We start from the raw sequence: 13800 nt of genomic DNA, 5'->3' as shown, positions 1-13800 counted from the left end.
AAAGGTGAAACCCGGAAAACAGAATAGGAGTAGAACCATCTCTTCTTCACCGTCTTCCTCATCCCGCCCTATGCGTGGGGTAAATAATTCGGAGGAAAGCAAAAAGCGTACCCGCAACGCCAAGCGCATCTTAAAGGACATTATGTACCCGCATAATATCCACCCCGCGCTGGTACCGGGCGTCTCCATTGAGGACCAGAAGGTCAAGTACGGCGTGGATAAACCGATCCTCTTTGTGGTCGGCGGACTGGTCGTCGCCTTCGTAATCTGGGGTGTGATTGCGCCCGAGCAGGTCTTCGATGCTTCTTCGGCAGCGCTCGATTGGGTGATGCGCAACTTGGGCTGGATCTTTACCGCCCTCGCGACGTTCCTGATGTTTTTGCTCATCATCTTGGCTTTTTCAAAGTACGGCAAAATCCCTCTCGGGCTAGATGGGGAGAAGCCGGAATTTTCTACGGTGAGCTGGGCGGCGATGCTCTTTGGTGCCGGCATTGGCATCGGCATTATCTTCTTCGGCCCCTTTGAGCCGCTGAGCTACTACCTTTCGCCGCGCCCAGGCGCTTATGAGGCCGCGAGCGATGAAGCGGTGCTCGGAGCGATGGCGCAGGCCGCCATGCACTGGGGCATTAATGCCTGGGCAATCTACGCCATCGTGGGCCTGTGCGTGGCCTACGTGTCCTTCCGCCGCGGCCGCGTGCCGCTGATGAGCTCCATCCTGATGCCGCTCTTTGGCAATCGCTCCTCTGATTCCCTGCCCGCGCGCATCATCGATGGCCTGGCCATTATTGCCACTCTCTTCGGCACCGCCGCCACGCTGGGCATCGGTGCGCTGCAGATCGGCCGCGGCGTGGAATTGGTCAGCGGCTGGTCCACCACCGGCAATACTGCGGCGCTGGTGATCATCGTGGTGCTGTCCATCGGAACGATCTTTTCGGCCGTCTCCGGCGTGGCCAAGGGCATTCGGTGGCTCTCCAATATCAACTTGGTGTTGGCCATGGCGCTGGCCCTGTTCTTCTTCGTCGTGGGGCCGACCGTCTTCTTGGCCAATATGCTGCCGGCCGTGGTGATTGAATATCTCGATGAAATGCCCCAGATGCTCTCTGCCAATATGGGCCAGGGGGAAGACATGGTTGCGTTCCTGTCCTCCTGGACCACCTTCTACTGGGCTTGGTGGGTATCGTGGTCGCCATTCGTGGGCGTCTTCGTAGCCAAGATTTCGCGCGGGCGAACCATCCGCCAGTTCGTGCTCGGTGTGTTGCTTATTCCCTCGGCCATCATTGTTGCCGCTTATACCATCCTGGGCGGTACCACCATTTGGCTGCAGCGCCGCGATGGCGATATCGCCCCAGATGGCACTATTGATTCCATGCCGGCGGCAGAAGACATCTTTTTCAAGGTCTTGGACCACTTCCCAGGGGCGGAGTGGATGGCGCCCATCGTCATCGTCATGCTGGTGGTCTTCTTCATTACCACGGCTGACTCCGCATCCATTGTGAACTCCCAGCTCACCCAGCGCGGCAACCCCAAGCCCAACCCGGTCGTTACGGTCTTTTGGGTGGTATGTATGGCTGGCATTGCCGTGGTCATTTTGCTCGCCGGCGGCCGTAATGCGCTGCAGGGTCTGCAGAACCTTATTACGGTGACGGCGTTGCCTTTCGCGGTCATCATCGTGCTTATGTGCATAGCGTTGGTGCGCGAGCTGCGCCATGATCCTGCCTCCATTCGTCATTTCTACGAGGGCGAAGCGGTCTCTAATGCGATCGTGCGGGGCGTGCGCGATTATGGCGATAACTTTGCCCTGTCTATCGAGCCGACAGACGGCGACTACGCAACGGGCGCGCACTTTAACTCCACTGCGGCAGAGGTGACCGATTGGTACGCGCGCACGGACGAAGAAGGCCGCGCCGTGGGCTATGACTACGAGGCGGGCGAGTATGTGGACAACGATCCATCTATCAAGAATGGCGAGTTCATCTCTCCGGTGCCGGAAGATAAGAAAGAAAGTTAATGCTTGACAATTATTGTCAGGTAGGGTGCCAGCTATGACTTTTAGTACCTTTGCCTTTGCCTTCGCCTTGGTGCTGCTGTCGGGTCTATCGACCTCGATTGGCGGCGCTTTGGCGGTGGGAAGGCGCCAGCCTGGGCCGGCTTTTATGGCCGCTGCACTGGGGCTTTCGGCCGGCGTGATGCTGTATGTCTCCTTTATGGAGATCCTGCCGGAAGGCATTGCGCAGCTTTCCGACGCCCTCGGCGGCGAAACCACCGGCACCTGGGCCGCCGTCGGGGCGTTCTTTGCTGGCATCGCCGTCATCGCCATCATTGACCGGCTCGTGCCGGAGGAGATTAATCCCCATGAGCCGGCCACCACGGCCGAAGAAGCTCGCCGCAAGAAGCTAATGAAAACTGGCGTATTTACCGCCTGCGCGCTGGGCCTGCACAATTTCCCCGAGGGGTTTGCCACCTTCCTATCCGGCCTGGAATCTAAGGAAGTTGCGGTGCCGGTGGCGGTGGCCATCGCCATTCACAATATTCCGGAAGGCATTGCGGTGGCTGTTCCGCTGCGCGAGGCCACTGGCTCCCGCAAGAAGGCCTTTTGGTGGGCCACCTTGTCTGGACTGGCCGAGCCGCTCGGCGCGCTCATTGGCTTTGGCCTTCTCATGCCGGTCATTGGGCCGGCGACGATGGGTATTAGTTTCGCCGCCATCGCCGGCATTATGGTCTTCATCTCGCTGGATGAGCTATTGCCCACCGCTGAGGAGACCGGCGAGCACCATCACGCTATCTACGGCTTGATTGCCGGCATGGCCGTGATGGCGGTTTCGCTGATGCTGTTTATGTAGCCGGCTACGCAGCCGGGCTACGGCTTTTTAAGCCTCCGCCGGCTGGGCGGAGGTGGCCGAGGTCTTGCCAAAGGAGGCCTTGACCGCCATCACGATGGTGGCAACCACTACGCCTAGCACCAGGCCGCAGACCATGGACATGCCGGTATCTGCCAGCCACGCCAGGGCGCCATTGGAGATCTTCTCAGTTACGGACGCGATGAATTCATGTGGCTGATCCATACCGAATTCGTGCAGGCCCTTGACCACGATGTGGCCGCCTACCCACAGCATGGCGGCGGTACCGATGACGCCGATGATATCGAGAACGATCGGCATGCCCTTGACCAAGGCGTTGCCCACCGTGGACTTGCCATTGTGGCGCTTATTAAGGGCCATGCCAATATCGTCCATCTTGACCAAGAGGCCAACGGCGCCATAGACGCCCAGGGTCAGCAAGATGCCGACAAAGATGAGGGCTCCCAGGCGCATCCAGAATGGCTCGTTGATGACCTCATTTAGGGAAATAACCATGATCTCGGCAGACAAGATGAGGTCAGTGGTAATCGCGGACTTGACCAAGCTATCTTCGGCGTCTGCGCCCTTTTCCTGGACTGATTCAGTTTCCTTCTCTCGGTGGGGTAGAAGGTGATGCAGAATTTTTTCCGCGCCTTCGAAGCACAGATAGGTACCGCCACACATCAAGATGGGAGTAAGTGCCCAGGGGGCGATCCAGGAGAGGATCATCGCGATGGGCAAGATGATGACGAGCTTATTGATAAGCGAGCCCTTGGTGATGCGCCAGATCATCGGCAGCTCGCGCTGGGGCTTAATTCCCTCCACGTATTGTGGGGTTACGGCAGCATCATCGACTACCACACCTGCGGCCTTTACGGAGGTCTTACCCGCAAGGGCGGCCACATCGTCAACGCTAGAGGCAGCGGAGCGGGCGATCAGGGCGACGTCGTCAAGCAGGGCAAAAAGGCCACCAGCCATAAATTATCCTTCTGGGGTTAGGGTGATGTTATCGGACCACGTTAAGTGTATTCCCTGATGCGCCAACCAAGCCATCGCATCATCACCGCTGCGAGTAATGCCCTCGACCGCGGCAAGTGTAGTGTCGATCGCTTTCTCGGCGTCTTCGGCAGAAATCAAGCCGGCGGAGGTAGCGGCAGAGAGTTCATCAATATCGAGCACGGAAATGGGCTCGCCGCGCGTGGCTACTAGATCCACATAAAGGTCGCGGGTGGTCCACACCGTGCCATCGCGTTGGATTTCGGCCACATCAATATAAAAGTCCTGGTCGACGTCTACACCGGGGCGGAAATGGAAGATATTGGCGCGCAGGTTGAGATCGGGCAGCAGCCACGATTCCAGGTAACCAAAGCGCGGGTGATCGGCGCCGCGAGCCATGTAGAGGCCGAAATCCGTCTCGGTGTACGTGTCGACCTCGCGCAGGAATCCCTTGGGATCGGTATTGGTGTACTCGGCGGTATTAAAGGTCTCGCGCTTGACCGGATGGAGATCCACCGGCATCTACTTCACCTCAAGGAAGGCGGCGGTCGGGGCAAAATTGCAGCGGGATTCCTGGGTGTTCACGCCGCCAGAAAGCAGCGCGATGACGGTGCCCTTGCCGGTCTGGGCGGTGCCGGACAAGGTGGTAGGGCCGTCCTGATTGATGCCATTGTTATTCAGTGGGGTGACACCGCTGCGCAGGGTGTCAAGGTTGAACCACTGCACGTTCATCCCGCCTTGTTCGCGCGCGGCCGGTGGGGTGCCAAGAGCGGTGAAGAGGAATACGGTTTCACCGGGCTTTGCGCCCGGTGCCGGCATTTCGGTGGGGCCGGGAACGGCGATGGCCGAGCCCATGGCATCGCTGGTGCCGTCGATGCAGTGTGCGGAGACCGTGGGCCAGTAGAACTGGCGGAAGTTCGGGTTATTGCCCTCCGGCATGGCTACCCCGTCCTTGCCATCGCCGCCGCCGGCGAAGAACGCGAGGCCCGAGAGGATAGCGTTGCGAACATCCTCGGGAATCCACGGTTGTGCCGCAAAAGCGCGGATGCGGTCCTGGGTTTCCTGGTTGGGGCGGCCGAGCTCGTCCAGTGGGCTATGGGAGGACGCCTGCTGCACCAAGGAAGAAAGATCCGGTGCGGAAGCCTGCGCTGGGGCGACGAGGGGAGAGGCGAGGCCGATGAGCGCGGCCGTGGCAGCGGCGATATAACCGGTGCGGCCGGACAGGCGCCAGGTGGTGCGGGCGTGGCTCACGTTATCAATTCCTTGGGTGCGGTCTCGGGGGAGGGGGCTAAACCCCAGTTGTCACATTTGTAACAATATTACCTACAGTAACGATAGTGATGGCTGGGGGAGTGTCAAGTGCTTTGGCAATCTATAAGATTTTTCGCCCGTTCTATACGGTGCGTTACGGGGTAAAGCCATCCCCAATGCTGCACTTGGCCCTTTAAGGGGGTATCGTGGGAGCTCGTTCAAGATCAATTTCGCGCGCGCAAGCGCTGTAGATCCTCCGAAGGAGAACCCCACTAGTGAGTAATACCGAGTTCCGTAATGTTGCCATCGTCGCGCACGTTGACCATGGCAAGACCACCCTGGTCAACGGCATGCTGGAGCAGTCCGGCGCCTTTGGTGACCACGGTGAACACACGGACCGCGTCATGGACTCCAATGATCAGGAGCGCGAGCGCGGCATTACCATTCTGGCCAAGAACACGGCCATTCACCGCAAGGGCCTGGGCAAGGACGGCCAGGACCTGATTATTAACGTCATCGACACCCCAGGCCACGCCGACTTCGGTGGCGAGGTCGAGCGCGGTATTTCCATGGTGGATGGCGTTGTCTTGCTCGTCGATGCCTCCGAGGGTCCGCTGCCGCAGACCCGCTTCGTGCTCACCAAGGCACTAGAAGCCAAGCTGCCGGTTATCATCTGCGTGAACAAGACTGACCGCCCAGATGCCCGCATCGACGAGGTTGTCTCCGAGTCTCAGGACCTGCTGCTGGAAATCGCCGCCGGCCTGGAGGACGAGGAAGCTGCGGCCGCCGCCGAGGAGCTGCTGGACCTTCCGGTTCTCTACGCTTCCGGCCGCGCCGGCGTTGCCTCCACCGAGAACCCAGGCGATGGCAACGTCCCTGAAGGCGAGGATCTGCAGCCGCTTTTCGACGTCATCTACAACGTCCTCCCAGAGCCCTCCGCTACCGTCGACGCCCCGCTGCAGGCGCACGTGACCAACCTGGACGCCTCCGACTTCCTGGGCCGTATCGCGCTGCTGCGCATCTACGCCGGCCGCATCAAGAAGGGCCAGCAGGTGGCCTGGATCCACTACGACGAGGATGGCAACCAGCACACCAAGACCGTGAAGGTCGCCGAGCTGCTGCGCACCGTTGGCTTCGAGCGCCAGCCCGCTGAGGAGGCCATCGCCGGTGACATCGTTGCTATCTCCGGCATCTCTGACGTCATGATTGGTGACACCATCGCCGATCCAGAGCACCCAGAGGCCCTGCCGCGCATCACCGTGGACGAGCCGGCCATCTCCATGACCATCGGCGTTAATACTTCCCCGATGGCAGGCCAGGGCGGCGGCGATAAGCTCACCGCACGTATGGTCAAGGCCCGTCTGGAGCAGGAGCTCATCGGTAACGTTTCCCTGCGCGTGCTGCCTACCGAGCGTCCCGACGCTTGGGAGGTCCAAGGCCGTGGCGAGATGGCGCTGTCCGTGCTCATTGAGTCCATGCGCCGCGAGGGCTTCGAGCTGACCATCGGCAAGCCGCAGGTTGTGACCAAGGAAATCGACGGCAAGACCTACGAGCCGTACGAGATCCTCACCATTGACTCCCCGTCCGAGCACCAGGGTGCTATCACCCAGCTGCTGGCCGCCCGCAAGGGCCAGATGCAGGCCATGGACGTGCGCGAGGGCGACTGGGTACGCATGATCTTCCGCGTCCCTGCCCGCGGCCTCATCGGCTTCCGCACCCAGTTCATGACCGAGACCCGCGGTGCCGGCATCGCTAACTCCATCTCTGACGGCCTGGATGTCTGGGCCGGCGAGATCAAGTCCCGCCCAACCGGCTCCCTGGTGGCCGACCGTACCGGCCAGATCACCCAGTACGCGCTGATGCAGCTGGCTGACCGCGGCAACTTCTTCGTCGAGCCGGGCGCCGAGGCTTATGAGGGCATGGTCGTTGGTGCCAATAACCGCGATGAGGATATTGACATCAACATCACCAAGGAAAAGAAGCTGACCAATATGCGCTCCGCTACTGCGGATGCCACCGTCACCCTGGCCAAGGCGCACACCCTCTCCTTGGAAGAAGCACTGGAATTCTGTGGTAACGACGAGTGCGTCGAGGTCGCCCCGGACGTCCTGCGCGTGCGCAAGGTGGAGCTTTCCGCTACCGACCGCAAGCGTGCTGCTGCTCGCAAGAAGCAGATGAATAAGTAATAAGCCGCACCCTAGGTGGTGGTGATTGCCGCTGATGTGGCCACCATCGCCGCAACCGCTGCCGCCTCCTCAACTACGGCCTTGACCGCTGAGGAGGCGGTTTTGTCATACTCCACCTCTTTTTTGATGTCCTGAATGCGTGCCCGCATCTCCCGGCGCTTCATTCCCTCCGCATTGTTTTTCAGCAGGGTATAGGCGCCGCTGACCTCGCGGAGAATATCGAGAATAATGACGTCGTTGACCGCGGCTGGGCGCTGCGCCTCTAGCACCGCAACCAACCGTTCGCGCAGTTCCTTTTCCAGCTCTAGGTCCGTCATGATGTAGCGGTCGCCGCTTATCTGCCACCACTTGGCTTTTTCCACGTCGAGCTGTCCATTTGCGTGGAAATCCAACGCGATGATTTCCCGCGGGGTAAACCACGAGGCCTCCAAGAGGCTCTGCATGCTGGTGGCCTTGTGTTGCTGCAGCTCCTCCCAGGCCCAAGCCAACACGGGGTGCTCTGGGCGTTGTGCGGTAGTCTCGACCCTTTTCTTCTCACCGAGCTCTACGTGACCGCCCAGCAGCAGGTCCGCGAGTACGGTGGCGCGCAGGGCGGCCTCATTATTGGATACCCAGTCTTCCTTCTTGCCGTTGTCCTTGGTTAGTAGAAGGAACATTTCTTGGCAGATGAGCATCGGGGCCTCCTTAAAAGTTGCGGTCTATGGCCGAGTCTAGCGCCAATAATCTTCGTTTCGGCGGGGTAGAGGGACTAAAGTAGTCCGCGATGAAAAAGAATCCGGCTTCACCAAGGCGCGCGGCGTCGGCAATCGCAGCGGTACTCAGCACCGCCAGCCTTGCACTACTTAGCGCCTGCGCGGCTAACCCCGGCCCACCGCCGGTGGTGGAGGAAAATGCCTCCGTGCTGCAAGAAGATCAGACCACCACCACGCCTACCCCGGAAGAAGAGCAGCCGCAGGATGCCGACTCCGCCAAGCGCCCCACCATCTCGGTGGGTGTGGACCCTCTGCGCGCGGGATTGAACCCGCACTTGGTGGCCAATAACTCCGAGCTGGTCGACCAGATCGCAGAACTAGTTCTGCCCTCGGCGTTCCACAACGGACAAAGGGACGCCGATATCCTCGAATCCGCCTCTGAGGTCACCGCGCCTAAGGGCGTGGCGCAGCGGGTGCGCTACGTCATTGCCTCGCCCGCACAATGGTCCGATGGCACACCCATTTCCGGTGCGGACTTTAGCTACCTGTGGAAGCAGATGACCACCACCGCCGGTGTGCGCGATCCCGCCGGCTACCACGCCATATCGGCCGTCAATACCTCCGATGGCGGCCGCGTAGTCACCGTGGACTTTTCCCAGAAGGTGAAAGATTGGCACCTGCTTTTTCATAATTTGCTGCCTTCCCACCTGCTGCAGGACGATAACTTCGGCTCTGCCTTAGCCGATAAGATTCCGGCATCGGCCGGGCGCTTCCTCGTCGATAGCGTGGACCGCGGCCGCGGAGTCATTACCTTGAACCGGAACGACCGCTTCTGGGGTGCCAATCCGGCGCAGGTGGACGTCATCCAGCTGCGCGAGGTGCGCGATAGCACCCAGGCGCTTAATATGCTGCGCTCCGGGCAGATTGGTTTCGCGGACTTCACGCCTGGCCAAACCTCGCAGGAGGCACTGGGCCTTTTGGGACATGTTTCCGATAAGACACTGACACGCCCGCGCCAACTGCGCCTGCACATGTCCACTGCGGATGGAGCACTGGAAGAAAGGGCCGCGCGCCGCGGATTGGCCTCGCTGATTGACACGGACCAGGTCGCGCGCTTGGCCACCGGCCGCGCTTCTAACCTCCAACCGGGGAATAACCCTATAAGTAAGGACACGGACCTCACTGCGCTGCGCACTCGCGCGAGTAAGAAGCCGATTCGCTTTGCGGTAGACCCCACCAGCCCCACGGCCTTGGCCGCGGCCAATACGCTTTATGACGTCCTCGAAGCCCACGGGATCGGTGCCGAGGTGGTGTCCGAGCGCCTGACCACGATCACCTCCAAGCTCCTGCCCGAAGGTGAGGTGGATGCGGTAGTGACCTGGGAGGATATCTCCCTGAACTCGGTGGCCGCGGCAAATATCTTCAGCTGCGATGACAAGCAGCCGCTCGCCGGCGACCTGTCCGGAATCTGCCCGGAGAACGCGGAGGAGATTCGCGAGGAGATTTTATCCGGCGCCATGAGCCCGAAGGAAGCACTCGGACGCATTCGCGATGTGAACTCTAAAGAAGCCCTCTACGTGCCTTTGGTGGATGAGACGCGTATCCACGCGCTCGGGGAGGGTATTGTAGGCCCCGGCCAAAGCATCGATGATTGGGACGAGGGTCTTATCACCGCGCCCCGCTGGAGGATAGATGAAGACTAAGGACCTAACCGGCTACCGCGTGGTGGCAGTGCACGCCCACCCGGATGATGAAACCCTCTTTATGGGTGGCACCCTGGCAACTCTAGCCGCACGCGGCGCCGAGGTTATCGTCATTACGCTTACCTTGGGCGAGGACGGCGAGGTCATCGGCGAGCCTTACCAAGGCTTGGCCGATCATGATCAGCTCGGCGGTTTCCGCGCCCGCGAATTGGCCAATGCCCTCGATGCCCTGGGCGTCAAGGGCATCCAACTGGGCGGTTTCGGCCACTTCCATGACTCCGGCATGGCAGGCTCTCCCTCGCACGAGAACCCGCGTGCACTGGTCAATCGCATCGAGGAGGCGGCCGATTTCCTGAGCGACGAGCTCGAGGCCATCCAGCCCCACGCCATCCTCACCTACGGGCCCGATGGCGGCTACGGGCACCCGGACCACATTGCGGTGCATGAGGCGGTGATGAAGGCGGCGTCGCCAAGCACGCGCATTTGGTACGGCATTTTTGAAAGCGCCGCCAATTATGCCGGCCTGGACACCCTCGATGCGCCGGCCGGGTGGACCAAGCCCAGCCAGGAGTACTTGGACAATTTCACCAACGAGGGCGCCGATGTCACCATCGCTCTTTCCGACGCCGCCCTTGACACCAAGCGCTGCGCCATGCGCGCCCACGCCTCCCAAATCTGGGTGGCCGATGGCTCCACCACCCGCACCAACCCCGAGGCCGCCGTGGCCGCGCTGCATGAACCCGAGCGGGTGCCCGGAGCCTATGGACTGTCTAACCTGCTGGTCATGCCCCTGCTGCGCGCCGAGTACTTCCAGCTGGGCCAGGGCGAGCCGGCCGATGACCTGCTGGGTGGCCTATAATGCGCACGGAATTTAGCCGCGGCGAGCAGGTCACCGGCCTAGTGTGGCTGGCCATCGGCGCCTTGCTGTCGGTCTTCCTCGAGGTCATCTACCTCACCGCGCGCATTCCATTGTCTAACGGTGCGAGCGTGGCTTTTCCCATCACCATCCTGCTTGCGTGGTGGTTTAACTCCGTGCTCACCCGCACCGCCCGGCTATGGAGCCCCGCGCCGATGGTCGGCGCCATCCCGCTCATCGTTTGGTGCCTGGGCTTTTTCGCCTTCATGCTCCTCGTACCGATGACAGGAGACATGCTCTTGGCCAATAATATTCTCAGCCTGCTCCTGCTTTTGGCCGGGATAGGCGGGGGCGTTTGGCCATTTTTCAAGCAGAAGTGACATACTGTTAAACATCCCAAATCCGAGAAATCAGGAAGCTTCAAGGAATCTCCATGACATATACGATCGCACAGCCTTGCGTTGACGTAATGGACCGCGGCTGCGTTGAGGAATGCCCTGTTGACTGCATCTACGAGGGCAAGCGCATGCTCTACATCCACCCGGATGAGTGCGTGGACTGCGGCGCCTGCGAGCCGGCTTGCCCGGTCGAGGCCATCTTCTACGAGGACGACGTTCCCGATGAGTGGCTGGACTACAACGACGCCAACGCCGCCTTCTTCGATGACCTGGGCTCCCCAGGCGGCGCGGCGGCCCTCGGCCCGCAGGACTTTGACGTCCCGATGATTGCCGCGCTTCCGCCACAGAATCAGGAGTAAGACATGGCCCGCACACCGCTAGGAAAGACGCTTCCAGACTTCCCCTGGGATTCGCTGGCCGGCGCCAAGAAGAAGGCCCAGGCCCACCCGGGTGGAATCGTTGACCTCTCGGTGGGCAACCCCGTTGACCCTGTGTCCCCGGGCGTGCAGCTCGCGTTGACCGCGGCCGCGCAGAACCCTGGTTACCCGCAGACCGCCGGCACCCCGGAGCTGCGCGAGGCCATCGCCGCCGCGCTCACCCGCCGCTATAACATGCAGGTAGACCGCGTCCTACCGGTGGTCGGCACCAAAGAGGCCATCGCCTGGCTGCCCACGCTTCTGGGCATGCGCGGCGAGACCGTCGCCTTTCCCTCGGTGGCCTATCCCACCTATGAGGTGGGCGCCTTGCTCGCCGGTGCTAAGCCGCTGCGCGCGGATTCCGATTTCCAGGATGCCTCCCTGGTCTTTTTGAACTCGCCGTCCAATCCCACCGGCCGCGTGCTCGGCGTGGAGGAACTGCGCCGCATCGTGGCGTGGGCGCGCGAGAACGGCGCCATCATCGCCTCCGATGAGTGCTATATGAGCCTGGGTTGGAACGACGATAATCCGCCGGTGTCCATCCTTGATCCGCGCGTGACCGATGGCGATAACACCGGCCTCATCGCCATGCATTCGCTGTCCAAGACGGCGAATATGGCCTCCTACCGCGCCGGCTTCTTCGCGGGCGATAACGAGCTCATCGCCGAGCTGCTGCAGCTGCGCAAGCACGCTGGCCTCATCGTTCCAGGCCCCATCCAGGCCGCCATGGTCGCCGCGCTAAACGACGACGACACCGAGGCCCTCCAGCGCAACCGCTACGCCTCCCGCCGTGCGGTGCTCATGCACGCGCTTGTCGACGCCGGCTTTACCATCGACCACTCCGATGCCGGCCTGTACTTGTGGGCCACCCGGGGCGAGAATTGCCGCGAGACCATCGACTGGCTGGCTGAGCGCGGCATCCTCGCTGCCCCGGGCGACTTCTACGGCCCGGCCGGCGAGAAGCACGTGCGCATCGGCCTCAATGGCACCGATGAGCGCATCGATGCCGCCGTCGACCGCCTCGCCGGTGCCTAATTCGGGCAGGCCTCCCGCCCGCGCGGGCATCTCCCCGCGCAAAACGGTCCTGCGTGGCCGCGTGCCGGAGGAAGGGGAGTACTTCGCCGCCCGTGCCGGCGACTCTCCCTTTTCGCCCGGCACCGTGCTGCCGCCCGGCGCTGCACTTTCACACCCCGTGCCCGCCTGGTACCACCCCTCCGTTCCTCCGGAATGCCCGATTCCTTTCGACTACTCCGTGGTCCACGCCGACCGCGACCTCATCGTGGCCGATAAGCCGCACTTCCTGCCCACGACCACCAACGGCCGCCTCCAACGCGAAACGCTGCAAACGCGCCTGCGCGTGGACTTTGGCGAGGACGACATCGTACCCCTGCACCGCCTGGATCGCCTGACCGCTGGCCTCGTCATCTGCTCCCGCAATCCCGAAACCCGCGCCGCCTACCAGCGCATCTTCCTGGAGGGGAGTGCGGTGAAGAGGTATCGGGGCGTCGTCAAGCAGCCGCTTTTCATAGACCGGGAAATTGACCTGCGCATGCGCAAGCCCCGCGGAGCGCGCCAGGTGCTCGTGGCCCCCGAAGGCACACTGACCTCCACGTACGTACGCGCGGCCGGCCGGGAGGTGACCATGTGGCCGCGCACCGGCCATACCCACCAGCTGCGCGTGCTGCTCAATTACCTCGGCCACCCACTGCTTGGCGACGATACCTATCCTACCCCGCGCAAGCTCGACCTCTATGACTTCCGAACCCCGCTCGCCCTGCTCCACGAGGCTATAACTTTTATAGATCCTCTATCACATTCCGAGCGTCAATTTTTCAGTTCCCAGGCCTTAAGAACTACAATCGAGTAGTTATTTAATCACTGGCTAGAAAGGCGGCCCATGGCAGACCTCAGCGTCGCGCGCTTTGTGTCCAATTTTGGGCAGTTTCTCAAATTCGGCATCGTCGGCGGTTCCGGTACCGCGGTAAATCTCATCACCTCGGTCCTGGCGAAGAAGTGGGGCTGGGCATGCTTCGAAGCGATGCCCAATGACCCGCTGGTCAACCTCTTCGGAACCCAATTTCACCTGCGCTGGTTCATGCTCTATTCCACCATCGCTTTCTTAGTCGCAAATACGTGGAACTACCAGCTCAACCGCATGTGGACCTTCAAGTCAGTGTCTAAAGTGTCCTGGATCCGTGGATTCTTCCCCTTCCTGCTCGCCGGTATTGGTGCCTTCGTGGTGTCGATGGCGATTCAGCATCTGCTGATGAATCCCACCTCTCCGCTCCATTTGCCGGCCGATATTCTGGATGATTCCACCGGCCTGCGCACGATGTATTACTGGGCAAACGCCATTTCCATCATCGTGGCGATGCCCATCAACTTCGTCATCAACAAGCTGTGGACCTTCCGCTCGAAGCCGAAGGCGCCTCAGGTTGTCCAGGAAACTGAACCTGCCTAGCCAG

General features: G+C 61.3%; 14 protein-coding genes. 10 read left to right on the top strand and 4 right to left on the bottom strand.

Features of this window, described 5'->3' with window-relative positions:
* The first annotated feature begins 70 nt into the window (after positions 1-70).
* Both I6J28_RS09785 and zupT read left to right on the top strand, forming a co-directional pair.
* Complete coding sequence (locus I6J28_RS09785) at positions 71-2008, top strand: BCCT family transporter (protein ID WP_204609577.1); 1938 nt, start codon at positions 71-73, stop codon at positions 2006-2008.
* A 34-nt stretch (positions 2009-2042) separates the two neighbouring features.
* Positions 2043-2840, top strand: a complete 798-nt coding sequence (gene zupT, locus I6J28_RS09780) for a zinc transporter ZupT (RefSeq protein WP_204609575.1) — start codon at positions 2043-2045, stop codon at positions 2838-2840.
* Between the two features lie 27 nt (positions 2841-2867).
* On the opposite strand, the gene I6J28_RS09775 is transcribed toward zupT, so the two are convergent.
* From I6J28_RS09775 to I6J28_RS09765, 3 genes are read right to left on the bottom strand one after another with little or no spacing between them, the layout of a single operon-like run.
* The gene (locus tag I6J28_RS09775) at positions 2868-3815 is read right to left on the bottom strand and encodes a DUF808 domain-containing protein (protein ID WP_204609573.1); all 948 of its coding nucleotides are present in this window, start codon (positions 3813-3815) and stop codon (positions 2868-2870) included.
* A 3-nt stretch (positions 3816-3818) separates the two neighbouring features.
* Positions 3819-4355, bottom strand: a complete 537-nt coding sequence (locus I6J28_RS09770) for a DUF402 domain-containing protein (protein WP_204609571.1) — start codon at positions 4353-4355, stop codon at positions 3819-3821.
* Positions 4356-5084 (bottom strand): Rv1157c family protein, encoded by a 729-nt coding sequence (locus I6J28_RS09765; protein WP_204609569.1) that lies wholly within the window; start codon positions 5082-5084, stop codon positions 4356-4358.
* A 275-nt stretch (positions 5085-5359) separates the two neighbouring features.
* Here I6J28_RS09765 and typA point away from each other — a divergent pair, with 275 nt between their 5' ends.
* A complete protein-coding gene (typA, locus tag I6J28_RS09760) occupies positions 5360-7270 on the top strand; it encodes a translational GTPase TypA (RefSeq protein WP_204609567.1) in 1911 nt (636 codons plus the stop codon).
* Positions 7271-7281: 11 nt separating this feature from the next.
* Here the strand turns inward: typA and I6J28_RS09755 are convergent, their stop codons facing one another.
* Complete coding sequence (locus tag I6J28_RS09755; protein ID WP_204609565.1) at positions 7282-7944, bottom strand: GOLPH3/VPS74 family protein; 663 nt, start codon at positions 7942-7944, stop codon at positions 7282-7284.
* Between the two features lie 89 nt (positions 7945-8033).
* Between I6J28_RS09755 and I6J28_RS09750 the strand changes: the two genes are divergently transcribed.
* The 7 genes from I6J28_RS09750 to I6J28_RS09720 are packed head-to-tail and all read left to right on the top strand — an operon-like array spanning position 8034 to position 13796.
* The gene (locus I6J28_RS09750) at positions 8034-9665 is read left to right on the top strand and encodes an ABC transporter family substrate-binding protein (protein WP_204609563.1); all 1632 of its coding nucleotides are present in this window, start codon (positions 8034-8036) and stop codon (positions 9663-9665) included.
* Positions 9655-10524, top strand: coding sequence for a PIG-L family deacetylase (locus I6J28_RS09745; RefSeq protein WP_204609561.1), 870 nt, complete (start codon positions 9655-9657; stop codon positions 10522-10524). The genes I6J28_RS09750 and I6J28_RS09745 overlap by 11 nt, the downstream gene beginning before the upstream one ends.
* Complete coding sequence (locus I6J28_RS09740) at positions 10524-10901, top strand: hypothetical protein (RefSeq protein ID WP_204609559.1); 378 nt, start codon at positions 10524-10526, stop codon at positions 10899-10901. The genes I6J28_RS09745 and I6J28_RS09740 overlap by 1 nt, the downstream gene beginning before the upstream one ends.
* Before the next feature lie 53 nt (positions 10902-10954).
* Positions 10955-11278, top strand: a complete 324-nt coding sequence (gene fdxA, locus I6J28_RS09735) for a ferredoxin (RefSeq protein ID WP_005327491.1) — start codon at positions 10955-10957, stop codon at positions 11276-11278.
* Positions 11279-11281: 3 nt separating this feature from the next.
* Positions 11282-12370 (top strand): succinyldiaminopimelate transaminase, encoded by a 1089-nt coding sequence (dapC, locus tag I6J28_RS09730; RefSeq protein ID WP_204609557.1) that lies wholly within the window; start codon positions 11282-11284, stop codon positions 12368-12370.
* Positions 12327-13202 carry a pseudouridine synthase gene (locus I6J28_RS09725; protein WP_239280077.1) on the top strand — a complete coding sequence of 292 codons (876 nt, stop codon included), beginning with the start codon at positions 12327-12329 and terminating at the stop codon, positions 13200-13202. The genes dapC and I6J28_RS09725 overlap by 44 nt, the downstream gene beginning before the upstream one ends.
* A gap of 30 nt (positions 13203-13232) precedes the next feature.
* Positions 13233-13796: a GtrA family protein gene (locus tag I6J28_RS09720; RefSeq protein ID WP_204609555.1), complete on the top strand. Its 564-nt coding sequence runs from the start codon at positions 13233-13235 to the stop codon at positions 13794-13796.
* Positions 13797-13800 lie beyond the last annotated feature (4 nt).

The sequence above is a fragment of the Corynebacterium tuberculostearicum genome (assembly GCF_016894265.1).
GTDB classification, from domain to species: domain Bacteria; phylum Actinomycetota; class Actinomycetes; order Mycobacteriales; family Mycobacteriaceae; genus Corynebacterium; species Corynebacterium tuberculostearicum_D.
This window is presented reverse-complemented; position numbering and strand designations above follow the sequence as displayed.